The following is an 18,061-nucleotide window of genomic DNA, read 5'->3' as shown; positions in this document are numbered from 1 at the left end:
TCGGGAGTGTGTGCGTTCATGATTCAGGTCCTGGGGGCGTGGACGACGTCGCCGTCTTGCGTGACCGGATTGTCCAGCAGCTCCAGTACCGCCTCCGACGGGCGGCAAAGGCGCGTGGCCTGCGGCGTGACCACGATGGGGCGATTGATCAGGATCGGGTGGGCCATCATGGCGTCGATCAACGCCGCATCGCTCAAGGCCGGGTCATCAAGGTTGAGCTCGCCATACGGCGTGCCCTTGCGGCGCAGCAGCGGGCGCGGACCGCCCCCCATGGCGGCAATCAGTGATTCCAGCGTCTCGCGCGTCGGCGGCGTGACCAGATACTCGATCACCTCCGGTGTCTCGCCGGAGGCCTTGAGCATGGCCAGCACATTGCGGGACGTACCGCAGGCCGGGTTGTGATACATCGTGATCTTGCCGGAAGATCGGACGGAATCAGTCATCGTTGCCAGGCTCCTGAGAAGCACAGGGGGTAGAAGAGGCGCTGCAGTCGGGCACGGTGAGTGAGGCCAGCAGTGGGTCGCAGACCACCGAAGAACCCGCGCAGCAGTCACGTACCAGAAACTGCACGGTGGCAAGCATGTGCTCGAGGTTGGCGCGGTAGATCAGCGAACGGCCTTCGCGCTGGGAGTGGATCAGCCCCGCGCGGCTCAATACGCCCAGATGGGTCGAGAGCGTGTTGTGCGGCACCTCGAGACGCCGTGCGATCTCGCCGGCGGGCAGCCCTTGTGGCTCATGGCGGACCAGCAGGCGAAACGTGTCCAGACGCGTGGCCTGGGACAGCGCCGCGAAGGTGTCCAGCGTGGCCTGCGGGTCGGGCAGGCTGTCGGAGTCATTCATTTGATCTGTCCATATGTCGAGACTTGTCGAAATGACGATGATGCGATGATAGATCAGCGTGCCGCGGATGGGAAGTCTGCTCTCTGCTCTCGGTCATCAGCGCTCGATCTTCAGCCCTCCGTCTTGGGCTGACAGCCATCAGTATTCGTGCTGGCCATCTCAGACCTGCTCATGCAGCCAGCTGGCCAACGCTGCCTGGCGCGGGTTCTGGCTCTCGAGACGCGCCGCGAGCCAGTAATCACAGCCGGAGGAATACTCTAGTGTCCCCAGCCGCACCAGCTGTCCCCGTGCCACCAATGCACTGACTTGCTGATGACTGCCCAGCGCGACGCCTTGCCCGGCCAATGCGGCATCCAGCACCAGGTGGTAGCTGGTGAATTGACGTTGCACATTGAGCGCCAGCCCCGGCTTGCCCATGCCACTGAACCAGCGTGGCCAGTTGATCCAGTTGGGTTCGAGGCGCTCGTAGTCGAGCAGTGGCAGAGCCGCCAGCAGAGGTAGCTCCCGACAGTCGCGGGCACCTTGTGGCAGCTCGGCGATGAAGTCGGGTGACGCCACCGGATAGAGCGTCTCGGTGAACAGAGGGGTCAATTGCCAGTCCGGATGCGGCGCCATGTCATAGCAGATGGCGAGATCCACATCCTCGGTGAGGATGTCGCGATGATGATCTGCAGTGATCAGGCGCAGGCCACTGGCAAGCGTCGGCTGGGTGGCGCGAAGTCGATTCAACATCGGCCCCAGCCATAGGTGTGAGATGGCGCTGTTGGCGGCCAGTGTCAGGCGGGCATTGGGAGAAGGGCGGCTGACGCTCTCCAGTGCGTCGATCATGAAGTCGAAACTGGTCGCCAGGCGCTGGCTCAACTGCTGTCCTGCTGCGGTCAGAGAGACGCGTCTGCCATGGCGATGAAACAGCTTGGTATCGATGTGATGCTCAAGGATGGCGATCTGACGGCTGACGGCAGCCTGAGTGATATGCAATTCGCTGGCGGCACGCGTGAAGTTGGCGTGACGCGCGGCTGCCTCGAAGGTCAGCAGGCTGTTGAGAGGCGGAAGGCGATGACGAAAGCTCTTCATGCAGGGCTCCGAGACGAGGAGGGTAACGTTGGCTGATAGGTCAATGCTTGATGACTTCAGGTTATCAAGATTGATCAGGATTGAGGCTATACACAGCTAGAATCATCAGGTTCACACTGATGTCATCGTGATGCATAGGGTATTCCGTAGATGACCACGGGCTATCAGCATGACACTCCGTGACCTGACTGGGTAGCAAACATGAATGAACTTGATTGGCATGCCGACCGTAGTGACCTTCACCCGCTGGAGCTTCAGGACAATGCCCCTGAAAGTGAAGGCATCGACCTGGTGGCCGTGCGTCGTTATCGACAGAATCGCCTGCGCGAAGAGATGAGCACCCAGGGCGTTGATGCCTTGATCATTTCGGACCCGGTCAACATCCGCTACGCCAGCGGCGCACGCAACATGCAGGTCTTCAGCGCTCGCAATACTCCGGCGCGTTACCTGCTGCTGACCCAGCATCGCAGTGTGCTGTTCGAATTCACGGGCTGTGAGCATCTCGCCGATGGCCTGGAAACCATCGACGAAGTGCGCCCGGCCATGACTGCCAGTTTCGTTGCGGCAGGTCACGATATCGCTGAGCGTGAACAGCAATGGGCGCGCGAGATGCTGGCGACCATTACCGAGCTGTGCGGTCTGAAAGCGGTGATCGGCATGGAGCGCATGAATGCCGGGACCGCCATCGCCTTTGATCGTCTGGGCGCGCGCGTCGTCGATGCCCAGGCACCGCTTGAACGTGCACGTGCCATCAAGTCTGACGAAGAGCTCAAGTGTGTCGTAGCCTCGCTGCGTGCTACCGAGCGCGGCGTAGGACGTCTGCGTGAAGCGATTCGCCCCGGCATCACCGAGAACGAGCTGTGGTCGGTGCTGCATCAGTCCATCATCGCTGACAATGGCGACTACTGTGAGACTCGCCTGCTCAACTCAGGCCCGCGCACCTATCCCTGGTTCCAGGAAACCGCGACCAAGCGACTGGCCGCCAACGAGCTGGTGGCACTGGATACGGACGTCGTCGGCTGCCACGGCTATTACTCCGACTTCTCGCGCACCTTCCACGTCGGCCCTGACAAGCCGACCGAGACCCAGAAGCTGCTGTATCGCACCGCCCATGAGCAGGTACAGCACAATCTCGACATCCTGCGTCCCGGCATGAGCTTCCGTGAATATTCCGAGAAGGCCTGGAACATCCCCGAGCGTTTCCATGCCAATCGCTATTACCTCTCTGCCCATGGCTGTGGCATGACCGGCGAATATCCCTACCTGTATCACCATGCCGACTTTGCCGTCTCAGGCTACGACGGCGTGATCGAGCCGGGCATGGTGCTCTGCGTCGAGAGCTATATCGGCGACCCCGAAGCCGGGGAAGGCGTCAAGCTCGAGGAGCAGTGCGTGATGCGCGAAGACGGCCTCGAGATCCTGAGCAAGTTCCCGTTCGAGGAAGCCTTGTTGAACTGATGATTTCAGGATGGCGCTGCTGATCAAGCAGCGCCATGACACTCCTTGGCCCGCAGTCTGCCGTCCGCAATGACGTTGTTTTCATACTCCGGGGTGTTCGGTCGGGCAGCTGCCTGATCGCAATCTCCTGACGCGTTTCGTAGTGACACAGATGTAGAGACACAGATCACCATAATTCCAATAAATGATCGTGCCGCCATTGTCTGCTTCCTTCATGTACCAGTGCCTATGGCGCGTGAGGGACGGCTGGCTGCGCGCCTACTGACGTGAGGTAAAGACATGTCGTCCGATGTGAATGACAGCAGTATCACTATCACTTGCCAGAAAACGGGGTTGTACCGAGGACTCAACATTCCGGTGACACTGATCAGCAAACTGATCATCACTCTTCTCGTGGTATTTGCCGTGGCCCTCCCTGATCGGGCCGTAGCGCTGTTGACCACGATCAATCAGACCATGCTTGAGCACTTCAATCTCTATTACGTCTATGCCGTCGCCTTCTATCTGGTGTTCTGCACGGTGCTGTGTGTGTCGCCGTTGGGGCGCAAGCGACTGGGACGTGATGATGAAGTGCCTGAATTTTCGCGTTTTGCCTGGTTTTCGATGATGTTCGGCGCCGGGATGGGCATCGGGCTGCTGTTCTACTCCATCGGGGAACCTGTCTCGCACTTCAATTTCAATCCGGATATCGCGGCAGGCAAGGTGCAGGCGGGGTCCGAGCAGGCCATTGAAAGTGCCGTCAGCTATACCTTCCTGCACTGGGGGCTGCATGCCTGGGCAATCTATGCCTCTGTGGCGCTGGCGCTGGGATATTTCGCCTACCGTCGTGGCTTGCCGTTGACCATTCGCAGTACCTTGATGCCCATCTTCGGCAAGCGGTTGCTGGATGGCCCCCTGGGTCACGCCGTGGATATTATTGCCGTGGTCGCAACCACTTTGGGCGTGGCCACCACCATGGGCGCCGGTGTCAGTCAGCTGGTGGCAGGGCTGGATTTCGTGATGCCGGGCACTGAATTGCTGGACTCCGCCGGTATTCCACGCCCCTGGCCGTTGATCCTGACACTCGTCGTGATAATGGGGCTATCGACACTGTCCGCCGTGACCGGAGTGAAGCGCGGCGTCAACTGGCTCAGCCAGTTCAACATGCTGCTGTCCTTTGCCTTGCTGGCCGTCTTTATCTGGTTCGGCAGTCGTCTGTTTGCCAGTGAACTGCTGGTTTCCGCGACCTGGGATTATTTGAGAACCCTGCCGGAACGCAGCTTCCAAACCTGGCCGGTGACGAGTGCGTTAGGCCAGTGGCAGGTCGACTGGACCATTCTGCAGCGTGCCTGGTTCATTGCCTTTGCGCCATTCGTCGGGCTCTTCCTTGCGCGTATTTCACGTGGTCGCACGATTCGTGAATTCGTGTTGGGGGCGGTCGTGGCTCCCAGTCTCATGTGCTTCGTATGGATCTGCTACATGGGTGGCAGCAGTCTGCACATGGAAACCAGCGGATTGGCGCAAGGCACGATTCTGGCAACCGTGCGCGATCATATCGCCACCGTGTTGTTCGTGACGCTGGATTACCTGGATACCGGCGCCTTGATCCATGTCATTGTCGGCGGCACCTTGATCCTGATCATCACGTATCTGGTGACCAGTGCGGACTCGGGCGTGCTGGTGCTCAACGCCATCATGGCCGGGGGAGAGGAAACCAACGAGCGCCGTCACCGCATCATCTGGGGTGTGTTGCTTACACTGGTGGTGGGCTCATTGCTTCTGGCGGGTGGCCTGGCGGCGATTCAGAAGGCAATGCTCATCGCTTCTCTGCCGTTTTCGCTGCTGATGATTCTGATGTGCATTGCCACATTCATGTCGTTGTGGCGTGAGCCCAGCGACCTGCCAGCCGTGAACGAGGCTGAGCCAACCTGATGCCGGCGGCTTAAGTCAGGCATTTGCCCGGCAGTATTGGTAGCATGTGCGCCATTGATTACCGGACAAGGGAAGATGGCACGATGATGATGGTATTGCAGATTCTGGGCGGCTTCGTGCTGACAGCAGGGGTACTGCTGGCGGCAGTGCCGGAGCTGGTCAACCGCTTCAAGGGGCCGAACGATACCCCGCAGACCGTGCCGAAGGAGACCGGCGCGGCGATCTCGCGGCGCATTCGTTGGGGCTGGGTCATCGCGGTGGGGTATCTGCTGATGTATCCGCCGATCGGCCTGGGTGTGTTGCCGGTGCTGGTGACGCTCGCGGTGGCAGGTATCGCCGGCATCATGACGGCCCGTCTGATGGGGCTGATGCTGGATGGCATCGAGATGCGCCATCTGTTCCGCTTCGCCGCCGAGTCGCTGATTCTGGGCGGCCTGTGGACCTGGTTCGTCAAGCTGTCTGCCTGACGCCATTGCCGCGCACACTGTACCGTCAGATCGCCAATTACTGCATTCCGGGAGTCCGTCCATGCCGCTCAATGCGTCTACGCAAGCCTTGTTGGCAGGGCTGGAGCGATCGCGCCCGGTACTGGTGACCGGCGCGACCGGCTATGTGGCGGGGCAGCTGATTCGTCGCTTGCTGGAAGAAGGCCTGACGGTGCATGCCGCCGTGCGCGATCCCGGCAATAGCGAACGTCTGGCGGCGCTCATGATGCTGGGCGAGCGCTTGCCGGGCGAGCTACGTGTCTTTGCCGGCGATCTGCTCAAACCGGGTTCCTACGCTCAGGCGATGGCAGGCTGTGAGGTGGTCTTTCATACCGCCTCGCCCTTCGTGGTCAGTGTCCTGGACCCTGAGCGCGATCTGGTGCGTCCGGCAGTGGAGGGCACGCGCAATGTGCTGGAAGAGGCCAATCGTCAGACCAGTGTCGAACGAGTGGTGCTGACCAGCAGCTGTGCCGCCATCTACAGCGACAATGCCGATGCGCAAGACACCCCGCGCGGCTGTTTCGACGAGAGTGTCTGGAACACCACGGCGTCGCTTGAGCATCAGGCCTATTCCCATTCCAAGACGCTGGCGGAACAGGCCGCCTGGCAGATTGCCGAGCGGCAGTCGCGCTGGCGGCTGGTGGTGATCAACCCCTCGCTGGTGCTTGGCCCCGCGATCAGCGATGACGCGCGCGGCGAATCCTTCAGTCTGATGACGCAGCTATGCGATGGCACGCTCAGGATAGGCGCGCCGAATTACGGCATGGGCGTGGTGGATGTGCGGGATGTGGCCGAGGCGCATCTGGCAGCGGGATTTCTGCCCACGGCCAATGGGCGTCATCTGGTCGCCGGGCATTCCTCAAGCTTCATTGAACTGGGGCGGGCCTTGCGCCGTCACGCCGGCCCGCAGTACGCGATTCCCACTCGTCAGCTACCCAAATGGCTGGTGTGGCTGGCGGGCCCGCTGGCCAACAAGGCCGTGACCCGCAAGGTCGTCGCGCGCAACGTGGGCCATCCCTTCGTCTTCGACAATACCCGCAGTCGCGAGCAGCTGGGTCTGATCTACCGGCCCCTCGAGGCGACGCTGCACGACATGCTCGATCAACTGGAGGCCAGCGGCCGCCTGTCGTGATTCCCACTCGCTGACTTGTCCGCGACGCTGCGGCTTGCGTAGCTCTTCTGTATCTCAGCCCCTCATCTCAGCCCTTCTATATTTCACTCCCTCAGCGCCGCCGCAGCGGCTCCAGCAGCGCATTCAACCCGTTGTGATCAATCTCGTGCATCAGCGCGAGCAGGCGACCGATCTCGCCCTGCGGAAACCCCTTGCGTGCAAACCAGCCCAGATAATCCCCGGGCAGGTCGGCAATCAGACGTCCGGCATACTTGCCATAGGGCATCTGGCGGGTCGTCAGTTTCTGCAGGTCTTCAGGGCTCATCCTTTGACTCTCATTCGGTTTCGGTAGGGGGGATGCTCTCAGTTGGCGGTGCCATTCTGGCATAGCTGAGTTGCGGTGGTTGGGTTTTGCCACACTATCGCCATGTCTCCTGTAACCCCATAGCACGGAGAGACTCATGCCTCGCGATTACCAGAACCTGGAGCAGCTACCTCTCGCCGGTGAATGGCGTGCCGGACGAGCCGGCAAGACGCTTGAGGTGGTGGACCCCTTCGATCAGAGCTCGCTGCTCTCTATTTCCATGGCCAACGCCGAGGATCTCGATGCCAGCTATCGCAAGGCGCGCGATGTTCAGCCTGACTGGGCCCAGACGCCGGCAAGCGAGCGCGCGGGCGTGATGCACAAGGTGGTGGAGCTGATGGATGAGCGACGCGAGGAGCTGCTCGGCTGGTTGATCCGTGAGTCCGGCAGTACCCGCATCAAGGCGCAGGCGGAGCTGGCCGCGGCTCGCGCGATCACGCTGGAATCTGCCGCGATGGCCAACCGCGTGGCCGGGATGGCGATGGAGGCCCAGGTGCCGGGCAAGGAGAGCCGTGTCTTTCGCAAGCCGCTGGGTGTCATCGGCATCATCAGCCCGTGGAATTTTCCGCTGCATCTGACCCAGCGTTCCCTGGCGCCGGCATTGGCACTCGGCAACAGCGTCGTCATCAAGCCAGCGAGTGACACGCCGCTGACGGGTGGCCTGCTGCTGGCCCGATTGTTCGAGGAGGCGGGCCTGCCTGCTGGTGTCCTGAGCGTGGTGGTCGGTTCCGGCAGTGAGATCGGCGATGCCTTCGTGGATCACGAAGTGCCGAGGCTGATCTCCTTCACCGGTTCCACCCAGGTAGGCAAGGGCATCGGCAAGCGCGCCGTCGGTGGTGATCACCTCAAGCATGTTGCCCTGGAACTGGGTGGTAACAGCCCCTTCGTGGTGCTTGATGATGCGGATATCGAGCAGGCGGTGGACGCCGCTCTGGTCGGCAAGTTCCTCCATCAGGGGCAGATCTGCATGGCCATCAACCGCATCATCGTCGATGAGTCGGTCCATGACGCCTTCGTCGATCGCTTCGTGGCGCGTGCCCGCGCACTCAAGGTCGGCGATCCCGCACAGGACGATACCGTCATCGGGCCGATCATCAATGCCAAGCAGCGTGATGGTCTGCTCGAGATGATCGAGACGGCCAAGGGCGAGGGCGCCAGGGTGATGCTTGAGGGCGAGACACAAGGTCAGCTGGTGCCGCCGCATGTGTTCACCGAGGTCACCAATGACATGAGTCTGGCGCGCAACGAGATCTTCGGGCCGTTGGTCGGCATCCAGAAGGCCCGTGACGAAGCGCATGCGCTGGAGCTTGCCAACGGCACCGAATATGGCCTCTCGGCATCCGTCTTCACCGCGGATATCGCACGCGGCGAGCGCTTCGCGCGCCAGGTCGAGGCTGGCATGGTGCACGTCAATGACATGCCGGTGAATGATGACCCGCGCGCACCCTTCGGTGGCGAGAAGAACTCCGGCCTTGGGCGCTTCAATGGCGACTGGGTGCTTGAGGAATTCACCACCGACCAGTGGGTCAGCCTGCAGGTCGAGCCCCGCCAGTACCCGTTCTGATCTCTCTGATCTGTAGTTGACGCATGACAAGCGGCGCCCCGCTCAGCCTGATGCCTGAGCGAGGCGCTTTTGATGGTAGGTAATGCTGACGTGTCATGATGGACGAGGTAGGCAAAGGGCCAGCTCAGTGTGACACCCAAGGCATCTCTGTCGAGAGGACAGGGACACATGCTGTGATCATCAGCGCGACCGCCAGATGAGCCGTGCGTGAGAAGCGGATCAGGGCGCGCCTGGCGACGGATCAATGACTGATCAGAGAAGCGCTACCCAGCCAGGCAAGCCTGAGCGCCAGCAACGACAGCGCCCATTTGAACAGGCCATCGAAGTGCCGGTTGGAGACGCGATCCAGAAAGCGCAGTCCGAGGCGGGTGCCGATCAGGCCCGCGCCGATCATCAGCACGATCAGGGGCAACCACTCATGGAAGAGAAACCCTGCCATGCCGAAGATGAACGCCTTGGTCAGGTGCTGCGCGACCATGCAGGCCGCGAAGGTCGCCACCTTGGTGTGACGCGCGCCGCCGCCTTGCTTGATGAAGCTCGCGACCAGTGGGCCGCTAGCCCCGATCAGACTCGAAAGAAAAGTCGTGATGGCGCCGGCGATCAAGGTGCCTGTGCGGCTCAAAGCCCGCTTGGGCAGTGCCGGCCCCCAGCAGGTGAACAGCACGAACAGCGCGATGGAAAGCTCCAGCACCCCTTCAGGCAAGCGGATCAACACCCAGGCCGCGACCAGCGCACCCAGCGCCACACCGGGCAGAAAGGCCAGCAGTCTGCGCATGTCGATATGGCGCCACGTCATCGCCATGCGCCCGCCGTTGGAGCCCAGCTGCACCATGCCATGCACCGGAATCAAGGCAGCGGCAGGCATCAACTGCGCCATGAACATGATCAGCAGGGTGCCACCGCCGACCCCGACGGCAGCGGACATGGCTGACGTCAGCAGGGCAAGCAGCAGCAACGCGCAGACGATAGGCAACGAGAGCGGGAAATACTGCGCGAGGCCCTCAAGCAGGCTTGCGAGGTAGGGAATATCGGCGGGACTGGCGGGCATTGCGGGCATCCTGTGCAGGTAGCCAATAGAGATGGATAGGGGCTCAGGCAGCCGACATGACGCATGACCTGCCTGACAGGCGTACAAGGCTACCGTGACAGAGAGGCGCTATCCAGCCAAGCGTGCGTGGATGAATAGCACATGGGAGATTCGAGCGGCTTCGCGTGGTGGAGTGATTGCAGGTTGCAGTCTTATCAGCCAGTGATCAGCTTTCCCCCATAGGATGGTGAGGCTTACCATGACATGTTGGTTTAGCCATATGCTGCGGTGTTCGGTGGGTGTTTTGTTGATCAGGAGAAAGCTGGCATGAAGCTGTTGTTGCTTGAAGATGATGACCTGCTGGCGGAAAGCCTGGCCGAGCTGCTTGAGGACAATGGCTATCGGTTGGATGTCTCCTCGAATTTGAATGATGCGCAGGCCTTCATGGCAACCGAGCAGTACGTGCTGGCCATTCTGGATCTGGGACTACCGGACGGCTCCGGGTTGGATTTGCTCAAGCGCTGGCGTCAAGGTCAGGTGGATATTCCGATACTGATTCTCACGGCCCGTGACACGTGGGAAGACAAGGTCGTCGGTTTGCGCAGCGGGGCAGATGATTACCTTACCAAGCCATTTCATGAAGCAGAGTTGCTGGCACGGCTTCATGCGCTCCTTCGGCGTCGCCAAGGGGCAAGTCATGGGTATCTTCAGGTGAGCGGAATTCAGCTGGATGAAGAGGCGCAGCGTGTGTGCTGCGATGGAGAGCAGTGGGCGAGCTTGACGGCCACCGAATTCCGCCTGTTGCGCTACCTCATGCATCATCCAGACAGAGTGCACTCCAAGGCACAGTTGCTGGATCAGCTATATGCCCTGGAGCAGGACGCCGCGGCGCCCAATCTGGTAGAAGTCTATATCGCTCGCCTTCGCCGCCGCCTGGGCAAGGACTTGATACAGACCCGCCGCGGACAGGGGTATCTGCTTGTTTCACATCGATCGTCGTAGCCTTCGTTTTCGCCTGCTGACCCGCCTGGGAGGTGCATCCCTCGCGGTGGTGCTGTTTGCCTGGTATCTGCATGGCTTCTTTCTCCACGAGCTGGCGAAGGACTTTCTTGGCGAGCGTCTCAAGGATGAGGCATCGCATATCGTCACCTTGCTCAAGAAGGATGAGCGGCCTGTTGCCCAGCTCATGGCAGCGGCTCGTGAGGAGTCTCTGAGCTTTCATCATTTCTATGTGTTGCGAGTCGGGGAGCAGGTCAGTACTTCGCTGCCTGCCTTGCCGACGCAGATGCTCCCTTTGCTTGAGGGCAAGGGGGATGCGTTGTTCATGCATCAGTTTCAGCAACAACCACTGTTGGTCTATCGGCACGTCTTCGATATCCGCGGGGAGGCGGTGCAATTGCTGATTGCCGAGAATTTCTCGCCAGTGGAGCAGGGCTTGACCCGAGTTCACTGGTGGATCGCCGCCAGCGCCATCCTGTTGTGGGGGATTCTGATATCACTCAATCTGCTGGCGGTAAGGCGGGGGCTCAGGCCGTTGAGTGTCCTGCGTCATCAATTGAGTGAACTCCAGTCCGGGCACCGAAAGCGGATTGTGCTTGAGGCCCCTTCCGAGCTTGATGCGCTGGTATCACAGCTCAACACCCTGCTGGATGAGTTTGATCGTCGGTTGTCTCGTTCACGAGAGTCTGTGGCGAATCTGTCCCATGCGCTCAAGACACCTCTGACGGCACTGACACAGGTGCTGCGTGGCAAGCGACCGATCAATGAGGTACGTCGTGGCAAGATGCTGCAACGTGTAGAGACGATCCATTCCCAGCTGGAGACCGAGCTCAGACGAGCCCGCATTGCTGGCCCACGCGCCGGTCAGACAACACGGCCGGTTGAAGAGGCCCAGCGCTTGATCGAGATGTTCCAGGGGATCTACCCGCAGCGTACCTTCTTGCTGGAGTGTCTGGGCGTATCTAATGAGCATGCGGATAGCTGGGTGAATATCGATACACAGGATTTCACCGAAATGCTCGGCATATTGCTGGATAATGCGGGCAAGTGGTCTGTCAATCAGGTGCAATGCCGATTGACGATAGAGAGTGACCAGATCGTGCTCTGCGTCGAGGATGATGGTCCGGGGGTGCCGCAGGCACAGTTGGCCCATCTTGGCGAGCGTGGGTGGCGGCAGGACGAAACTCACCCGGGGTATGGGCTGGGGCTCTCCATTCTTGCGCATCTCGTCAAGCATTACGCTGGTTGCGTGAGCTACTCAACAGCAGCCGCAGGGGGATTGAGAGCCGAGGTGCATCTGCCCACACGCAAATAGGCACTCCATTCAGGTTCCTTTCAGCTTGCCGTGGCTTCATCCATGTCATGACTCATCATTCATGACCCGGGAGCAGCAACGGCCATGGCACCAAAACCGTCTGAATTTTCTGTATCACGTCGTCAGTTGCTCAAGGGAGGTTCTGCCCTGGGGCTGGGCGCAATGATGTCAGGCGTGGCACCCGCCTGGGCCAACCCCTGGGGGCGCACATCAGGTTACTCCCAAGGGGTTGAGCATGGGCCCGAGATCTCTCTTGTCATTCGACGTGAAGACATCGACATTGCCGGGCAATTCGCTCGCCCCATCAGCATCAATGGCAGTAGTCCCGGGCCCATGGTGCGCTTGAAGGAAGGGCAGGATGCTGTCATCAAGGTGACAAACCTGCTCGATGAGCCAACCTCCATTCACTGGCATGGCATCATACTTCCCCCGGAAATGGACGGCGTGCCGGGTATCAGCTTCGCAGGGATAGTACCGGGCGAAACCTTTACCTATCGGTTCCCTGTCACTCAGAGCGGTACCTACTGGTATCATAGTCATTCAGGCCTCCAGGAGCAGGAGGGCCACGCAGGCCCATTGATCATCGACTCCGCAACACCCGAAGCCTTCACCTATGATCGTGAGCATGTCCTGCTGCTGACTGACTGGACATTCGAAGACCCCAAGTCCGTATTTCGCAATCTCAAGACCATGGAAGGCTACTACAACTATCAGGAGCGTACTGTCGCTGATTTCTTTGCGGATGTACGACGGGGTGGTTGGGTGGACACGATCGAGTCGCGCAGCATGTGGGCAGAAATGCGCATGAGCTCACGGGATATCGCCGATGTCACCGGCAGTACCTATACGTATCTTCTCAATGGTCATTCACCAGAAGAAAACTGGAGCGCGCTATTCAAGCGTGGAGAAACAGTGCGTCTGCGTGTCGTCAATGGCTCGGCAATGAGCTACTTCGATTTACGCATTCCCGGCTTGAAGATGACCGTGGTGGCGGCAGATGGTCAGCCAGTGCAACCGGTAGAAGTGGATGAGTTCCGTATTGCCGTGGCGGAAGCCTACGATGTACTGGTGACACCGGAAGATGACAAGGCCTACACCATCTTCGCCGAAGCCATGGACCGCAGTGGCTACGCGCGAGCCACGTTGGCACCCCGCCCCGGGATGGAGGCGCCCGTACCTGAACGACGGCAGATCGCTGATCGCGGGATGGAGGCCATGGGCGCTCATGCTGGAATGGACCACTCGCAGATAGCAGGCATGGACCATTCGCAGATGGCAGGCATGGACCATTCGCAGATGGCAGGCATGGACCATTCGCAGATGGCAGGCATGGACCATTCGAAGATGGCGGGCATGGACCATTCGCAGATGGCAGGCATGGACCATTCGCAGATGGCAGGCATGGACCATTCGCAGATGGCAGGTATGGATCATTCGCAGATGACAGGCATGGACCATTCGAAGATGACTGGCCTGCAAGCCGATGCAGCCCAGGGCGGCATGTTGATGGCAGGCGCTGCTCAGCAAGGGGCCCGTTATGACCAGGCGGGAATCGGTCTGGACCAATCGCTGCGTCGTGTACTGGTCTATCAGGATCTCAAAGCCTATTCACCATGGCCGGATAGACGTGGCCCCATGCGCGAGATGGAGTTGCATCTGACCGGCAATATGGAACGTTATATGTGGTCCTTCGATGGCAAGAAGTTCAGTGAAGTCAATGGCCCTATTCATTTTCATAAAGATGAGCGCCTCCGTCTCATCTTGATCAATGACACCATGATGGAGCATCCCATTCATTTACATGGGATGTGGATGGAGCTCGAGAATGGCCACGGTGATCTGATTCCTCGCAAGCACACCTTGAATGTCAAACCCGGTGAGCGAGTTTCAGCGTTGATCACTGCCGATGCAGAAGGTAGCTGGGCTTTCCATTGTCATCTTCTGTACCACATGGATGCAGGTATGTTCCGTGTCGTAAAGGTTTCCTGAGGAGTCATCATGTCAATCAGTCAGCATTCATTTCGTCTTGCCTGCGTGACGGTATGTCTATTCTCCGGTGCTGGTGTCTCCCAGGCATTTGCCCAGGATGGATATGATGCCCCGGCGTCATGGCCATCGCCCATGGCCGAACATCTTCAGTGGAGCGCAGTCTTCGATCGCCTGGAATATAGCCTTCCGGACAAGGGAGAGGACTCCCTGGTGTGGGATTTTCAGGCCTGGTATGGCGGAGATACCCACCGCGTCTATCTCAAGTCAGAAGGGGAGAATGTCCAGGGCGATGGTGAAGAAGCCGAGTTTGAATCCCTTGAACTTCTCTACAGTCAGCTGGTTGCCGATTTCTGGGAGTTCCAGATCGGAGCTGGCTATCAGGGTGGTGTGTTCAACGATGATCATGATGAAGGCGTGTATGGGGTGTTCGGCTTTCAGGGAACCGCCCCCTACCGGATCGAGACGGATGCCGCAGTGCAGTACCGAGAGGAAGGTATCGTGACTGCCAGCCTGGAGCTGGAACATGATGTGCGCCTGACCCAGCGCTGGTATCTACAGCCACGCAGTGAAATGGTGTTCGCTGCCAATGAGTCCAGGCAACAGGGGATTGGAAAGGGCCTCAACTCAGTACGAATCGGCTTGCGTGCTCGCTATGAGATAACTCGGCGGGTAGCGCCTTACGTCGGCATGTACTGGCAGAGAGAGTATGGCGAAACCGCCGATATGCAGCGTGAAGAAGGTGAGGATGTGGAGGATACGGCTGTCGTGGTCGGTGTGCGCTTGATGTTCTGAATCTCGATGGCTGTCGTGTATTGGCTGCTGGTGGTCGAAGTCATTCTCTGGAGGTGTTCCTTGAATGATGCAGAGACAGCTCAATGAAATCGGACAAGCGTTTCAGGTGCCAAGGCGCTGCCCGATGCATCGCGTCATGTCGCTGGTATTGTTGGCCGTCAGCCACCGGCTTTTTTACATAGCGGTCTGGGCGTTGAATCATGTTGTTTCATCAAGGGGACTGACATGAAAAAAGTACTGGTAGGGATGTGTCTGGCATTCATGGTGCTGCTGGCAGCCGGGGCTGGAGTCATTTACTCCGGCGTCGTCAGTGTCGCGGCAGATGATCCGCATGGGTCATGGGTCTATGGAATTCTTGAAACGGCGCGTGATCGTTCGATCGAGAGCCACGCGAGTGATATCGCAACGCCATCTCTCGATGATGAAGCCATGAAAGTGGCGGGGGCCGGCAATTATGCATCGATGTGCGCCTCCTGCCATCTCGCGCCAGGCATGCAAGAGACTGAACTCAGCAAGGGGCTTTATCCCAGTCCACCGAATTTTGTGACTTCGGATATGCATGGTGAGCCTAGGGAGCACTTCTGGGCCATCAAGCATGGGATAAAAGCCAGTGGAATGCCGGCATGGGGCAAGAGCATGCAGGATGAATATATCTGGCAGATGGTCGCTTTCATGCAAGAGCTACCGGACATGAGTGCTGCGCGTTATACGGCTCTTGTGGCAGCAAGCGATGGTCATCAACATGGCGGAGGCGAGACTGCACAATCATCGTCATCGCATCATGACGATGACACCCGCCAGCCACATCATGCCAAGGAAGCTGATGGGCCTGCTGATTTACAAGACAGCCATGAGCCTAAGGGCAGCCATGAGCGGAAGGGCAGCCATGAGCCGAAGAACAGTGGCCGGGCTGAGGATCATCCTCACTCATCACATGATGCAGAACATCAACATTGAGATCGGGGTCAGCATCAGTCACCGGAAGTGACGTACACGGCCAGCCGCAAACAACATGACCTGCCTGACAGGCGTGCGATTCCCGAACCGGCCTCTGTTACGATGGCGCCCCTTTCATGGCCACGCTTGCAGGTGACACCTTGGCAGTCTCACGCGATGAGAATCTCTATTCAGGCAGCGTCGACTGGAACGCCATCTATCGTGAGGGCTATCCACTAGAGCGCATTGCCCGGCGCCTGGCGCGCCTGTTGCCCGATGATCAGGGGCAGCCAGTGCTGATGGCAGGCTTTGCCGAGGTCGCCGCGATCCTGTCACGTCAACATGACGTGCGATTCGTGGAATATTCCCAGTACATGGTGGAGGAAGCGCGGCGGCACTGGCCTCAGCTTGAAGAGGTAGTGCACAGCGACATTCTCGATGTGCTGGCAGAGACGCCGGCACCCTGTGTGGCGATCAGCTGTCGCATCAGTGCCAACTGGCAGCAGGGCGAGCAACTCGCGAGACTCGTCGAGGCGATTCTTCGTCATCCACGCCTGCGAATCGTGATCGATGCCTTTGATGTCGAGCGTCTGCCATTGTCCACGCGCATCGTGTCGGGCAGCGGTCGTCATCAACTGGCCTGGCAGACCCTGTCACGTCACATGCTGGAGCCGGAATGGGGCATGCATGCCGTCCACTGGCGGGGCGAGAAGCCTGATAGGCCGGCATGGGTCAGCGCCTTTGAACTTGCGACGCTGACCCGATGTCTTGCCCGCCAGTTGCCTGGTCATGAGGTGCGTTGTCTGCCGCCCCTGATCCCGCAGGACCCCGGCTTCACGCTCGTCATCACGCCACGCACGCCCTGATTCCCCCCGCACGTTCTCATTCTCATGCCGGCCATCGGCGTGAGCTGATGCGCGAGCAGAGGCATGCCGTGCCGAATTACACCGCCTGGGTGGCTTCCTCGACCCGCTCGGCGCGTTCGGCACGCTTGAGCATGCGATAGCGCGAGCGCACCTCGTCACGTTCCAGGTAGCAGCCCTGCAACCAGCGGCTGCCGCTGTCGCCCTCGAAGGCATCGCGGGCGTGCAGCAGGCGACGATTGTCGAAGATGACCATGTCGCCGGGGGCATAGGTGAAACGCATGGCGAAGCGCGGCTCACGCAACATGCGTTGCAGCGTCATCAATGCTTCATAGGCGGTCTCGGTCTGCTCGAACGGGGCCATCATCGGCCCGCGCAGGAAGTCGGCGATCCGCACCTCCAGCAGTTCTCCTGCCTGACCCAGCACGATCATCGGCGAATACCAGACATGATCGGTATTGCGCGAGGTATTGGCGTAGCGCCAGTGCACCGTGGTGAGTGTCTCGTAGGCCTCGGGATGTTCTTCCTTCAGCGCCGCCGCGATGGCGAAGCCGTCCATCATCACCGCCATGCCACCTTCCACGGTGTTCTCGAGACAGTAGAGGCACTGCAGGCCCGGCTGATATTCCCGGGTCGGCAGGTCCACATGCGGTGGCAAGGCGATGGAGGTATAGGCGTTGGAATCCGGGTTCTGGATCGCGCGGACATTGAAGAGGTGGCCGAAGTTGGTGGTGCGGATCGAGCCGATGCGCTCGGCGACCTTTTCGATGGCGTCTTCTTCCGTCGGCAGGTTGCGCAGGCGCACCAGCCCCTTGCCGAGCAGTTCGTGCAGGGTGGGATACAGAATCTCCGCCTCTTGCGCGCTGCCATGATCGGCCTCGGCCAGGCGGGCGGCATCGATGGTCGGCGGCTGATCCAGCTGCTCACCGTGCCAGAGTGTCAGCGGCGGCAGCTCCGGCGGCAGCGCGTCCTGGTTGTCATAGTCGTTGGCGCGCAGGAAGCCCGGGTGGAAGCGCAGGCGGCGGTCTTCGGGTGCGAACAGCACGCTGAGTGCGCCGTCCTCATCGATGCTGGCCTCGGGGATTTCCGGCCAGGCGGGAATCTGGGAGAGGTCTAGGATGCGTTCGCGCGTCGCCGGATTGACGGTGGTATCGTCCGCGGCGTTCTCGCGCAACCAGACACTATGAAAACGGCTGACGCGGCCATCGCTCCAGGTCACGCTCAGATAGCGTGCCTCGTGAACGACCTTCACGAGAGTCTCGTCAATTGGCCAGCTGTCGTAATCGGGTGTGATCGGGAGCGCCATGGAGAGTCCTTCCTTCTGTCAGGTGAG

General features: G+C 59.9%; 17 protein-coding genes. 11 read left to right on the top strand and 6 right to left on the bottom strand.

Annotated elements, in window-relative coordinates:
• Positions 1-23: 23 nt before the first annotated feature.
• From arsC to R2R70_RS07615, 3 genes are all read right to left on the bottom strand, one after another.
• A complete protein-coding gene (gene arsC / locus R2R70_RS07625; protein ID WP_410977726.1) occupies positions 24-443 on the bottom strand; it encodes an arsenate reductase (glutaredoxin) in 420 nt (139 codons plus the stop codon).
• A complete protein-coding gene (locus R2R70_RS07620) occupies positions 436-840 on the bottom strand; it encodes an ArsR/SmtB family transcription factor (protein ID WP_107334903.1) in 405 nt (134 codons plus the stop codon). Before R2R70_RS07620 ends, arsC begins: the two co-directional genes overlap by 8 nt.
• A gap of 159 nt (positions 841-999) precedes the next feature.
• Positions 1,000-1,914, bottom strand: coding sequence for a LysR substrate-binding domain-containing protein (locus R2R70_RS07615; protein ID WP_043332762.1), 915 nt, complete (start codon positions 1,912-1,914; stop codon positions 1,000-1,002).
• 201 nt (positions 1,915-2,115) lie between these two features.
• On the opposite strand from R2R70_RS07615, the gene R2R70_RS07610 reads away from it, so the two are divergent.
• The 4 genes from R2R70_RS07610 (at position 2,116) to R2R70_RS07595 (ending at position 6,900) form a co-directional block, all read left to right on the top strand.
• Positions 2,116-3,372 carry a M24 family metallopeptidase gene (locus R2R70_RS07610; protein WP_043332761.1) on the top strand — a complete coding sequence of 419 codons (1,257 nt, stop codon included), beginning with the start codon at positions 2,116-2,118 and terminating at the stop codon, positions 3,370-3,372.
• Between the two features lie 279 nt (positions 3,373-3,651).
• Positions 3,652-5,283, top strand: coding sequence for a BCCT family transporter (locus tag R2R70_RS07605; RefSeq protein ID WP_107334902.1), 1,632 nt, complete (start codon positions 3,652-3,654; stop codon positions 5,281-5,283).
• Between the two features lie 83 nt (positions 5,284-5,366).
• Complete coding sequence (locus R2R70_RS07600; RefSeq protein WP_043332759.1) at positions 5,367-5,750, top strand: hypothetical protein; 384 nt, start codon at positions 5,367-5,369, stop codon at positions 5,748-5,750.
• Positions 5,751-5,811: 61 nt separating this feature from the next.
• Positions 5,812-6,900 carry an NAD-dependent epimerase/dehydratase family protein gene (locus tag R2R70_RS07595; protein ID WP_216060283.1) on the top strand — a complete coding sequence of 363 codons (1,089 nt, stop codon included), beginning with the start codon at positions 5,812-5,814 and terminating at the stop codon, positions 6,898-6,900.
• A gap of 91 nt (positions 6,901-6,991) precedes the next feature.
• On the opposite strand, the gene R2R70_RS07590 is transcribed toward R2R70_RS07595, so the two are convergent.
• Entirely contained in the window at positions 6,992-7,204 is a 213-nt protein-coding gene (locus R2R70_RS07590; protein ID WP_052384432.1) for a DUF3820 family protein, read from the bottom strand.
• Between the two features lie 136 nt (positions 7,205-7,340).
• Between R2R70_RS07590 and R2R70_RS07585 the strand changes: the two genes are divergently transcribed.
• Positions 7,341-8,807, top strand: coding sequence for an aldehyde dehydrogenase family protein (locus R2R70_RS07585; RefSeq protein ID WP_410977725.1), 1,467 nt, complete (start codon positions 7,341-7,343; stop codon positions 8,805-8,807).
• 241 nt (positions 8,808-9,048) lie between these two features.
• Here R2R70_RS07585 and R2R70_RS07580 read toward each other — a convergent pair whose 3' ends face one another.
• Positions 9,049-9,855 carry a sulfite exporter TauE/SafE family protein gene (locus R2R70_RS07580; RefSeq protein WP_216060281.1) on the bottom strand — a complete coding sequence of 269 codons (807 nt, stop codon included), beginning with the start codon at positions 9,853-9,855 and terminating at the stop codon, positions 9,049-9,051.
• A gap of 306 nt (positions 9,856-10,161) precedes the next feature.
• Here R2R70_RS07580 and R2R70_RS07575 point away from each other — a divergent pair, with 306 nt between their 5' ends.
• The 6 genes from R2R70_RS07575 to R2R70_RS07550 all read left to right on the top strand — a co-directional run bounded on the left by R2R70_RS07575 (position 10,162) and on the right by R2R70_RS07550 (position 16,731).
• Positions 10,162-10,836, top strand: a complete 675-nt coding sequence (locus R2R70_RS07575; RefSeq protein ID WP_216060280.1) for a response regulator transcription factor — start codon at positions 10,162-10,164, stop codon at positions 10,834-10,836.
• A 46-nt stretch (positions 10,837-10,882) separates the two neighbouring features.
• The gene (locus R2R70_RS07570; RefSeq protein ID WP_410977724.1) at positions 10,883-12,148 is read left to right on the top strand and encodes an ATP-binding protein; all 1,266 of its coding nucleotides are present in this window, start codon (positions 10,883-10,885) and stop codon (positions 12,146-12,148) included.
• A gap of 84 nt (positions 12,149-12,232) precedes the next feature.
• Positions 12,233-14,137: a copper resistance system multicopper oxidase gene (locus R2R70_RS07565; protein WP_410977723.1), complete on the top strand. Its 1,905-nt coding sequence runs from the start codon at positions 12,233-12,235 to the stop codon at positions 14,135-14,137.
• Between the two features lie 9 nt (positions 14,138-14,146).
• On the top strand, positions 14,147-14,929 hold the full coding sequence (locus R2R70_RS07560) for a copper resistance protein B (protein ID WP_216060277.1): 783 nt from the start codon (positions 14,147-14,149) through the stop codon (positions 14,927-14,929).
• A 225-nt stretch (positions 14,930-15,154) separates the two neighbouring features.
• Complete coding sequence (locus tag R2R70_RS07555; RefSeq protein ID WP_244994999.1) at positions 15,155-15,886, top strand: c-type cytochrome; 732 nt, start codon at positions 15,155-15,157, stop codon at positions 15,884-15,886.
• Between the two features lie 116 nt (positions 15,887-16,002).
• Positions 16,003-16,731 carry a hypothetical protein gene (locus R2R70_RS07550; protein ID WP_216060276.1) on the top strand — a complete coding sequence of 243 codons (729 nt, stop codon included), beginning with the start codon at positions 16,003-16,005 and terminating at the stop codon, positions 16,729-16,731.
• Between the two features lie 76 nt (positions 16,732-16,807).
• Here the strand turns inward: R2R70_RS07550 and R2R70_RS07545 are convergent, their stop codons facing one another.
• Positions 16,808-18,034: a TauD/TfdA family dioxygenase gene (locus R2R70_RS07545; RefSeq protein ID WP_216060275.1), complete on the bottom strand. Its 1,227-nt coding sequence runs from the start codon at positions 18,032-18,034 to the stop codon at positions 16,808-16,810.
• Positions 18,035-18,061: the final 27 nt, after the last annotated feature.

Source organism: Cobetia sp. SIMBA_158, assembly GCF_046566945.1.
GTDB classification, from domain to species: Bacteria; Pseudomonadota; Gammaproteobacteria; order Pseudomonadales; family Halomonadaceae; genus Cobetia; species Cobetia amphilecti.
Note: the sequence above shows the minus strand (reverse complement) of the source record. Positions and strands in the feature narration are given on the sequence as shown.

Coding starts and splice junctions, on each gene's coding strand:
- arsC (WP_410977726.1), bottom strand. CDS start 443: ATGACTGATTCCGTCCGATCTTCCGGCAAGATCACGATGTATCACAAC.
- R2R70_RS07620 (WP_107334903.1), bottom strand. CDS start 840: ATGAATGACTCCGACAGCCTGCCCGACCCGCAGGCCACGCTGGACACC.
- R2R70_RS07615 (WP_043332762.1), bottom strand. CDS start 1,914: ATGAAGAGCTTTCGTCATCGCCTTCCGCCTCTCAACAGCCTGCTGACC.
- R2R70_RS07610 (WP_043332761.1), top strand. CDS start 2,116: ATGAATGAACTTGATTGGCATGCCGACCGTAGTGACCTTCACCCGCTG.
- R2R70_RS07605 (WP_107334902.1), top strand. CDS start 3,652: ATGTCGTCCGATGTGAATGACAGCAGTATCACTATCACTTGCCAGAAA.
- R2R70_RS07600 (WP_043332759.1), top strand. CDS start 5,367: ATGATGATGGTATTGCAGATTCTGGGCGGCTTCGTGCTGACAGCAGGG.
- R2R70_RS07595 (WP_216060283.1), top strand. CDS start 5,812: ATGCCGCTCAATGCGTCTACGCAAGCCTTGTTGGCAGGGCTGGAGCGA.
- R2R70_RS07590 (WP_052384432.1), bottom strand. CDS start 7,204: ATGAGCCCTGAAGACCTGCAGAAACTGACGACCCGCCAGATGCCCTAT.
- R2R70_RS07585 (WP_410977725.1), top strand. CDS start 7,341: ATGCCTCGCGATTACCAGAACCTGGAGCAGCTACCTCTCGCCGGTGAA.
- R2R70_RS07580 (WP_216060281.1), bottom strand. CDS start 9,855: ATGCCCGCCAGTCCCGCCGATATTCCCTACCTCGCAAGCCTGCTTGAG.
- R2R70_RS07575 (WP_216060280.1), top strand. CDS start 10,162: ATGAAGCTGTTGTTGCTTGAAGATGATGACCTGCTGGCGGAAAGCCTG.
- R2R70_RS07565 (WP_410977723.1), top strand. CDS start 12,233: ATGGCACCAAAACCGTCTGAATTTTCTGTATCACGTCGTCAGTTGCTC.
- R2R70_RS07560 (WP_216060277.1), top strand. CDS start 14,147: ATGTCAATCAGTCAGCATTCATTTCGTCTTGCCTGCGTGACGGTATGT.
- R2R70_RS07555 (WP_244994999.1), top strand. CDS start 15,155: ATGAAAAAAGTACTGGTAGGGATGTGTCTGGCATTCATGGTGCTGCTG.
- R2R70_RS07550 (WP_216060276.1), top strand. CDS start 16,003: ATGGCCACGCTTGCAGGTGACACCTTGGCAGTCTCACGCGATGAGAAT.
- R2R70_RS07545 (WP_216060275.1), bottom strand. CDS start 18,034: ATGGCGCTCCCGATCACACCCGATTACGACAGCTGGCCAATTGACGAG.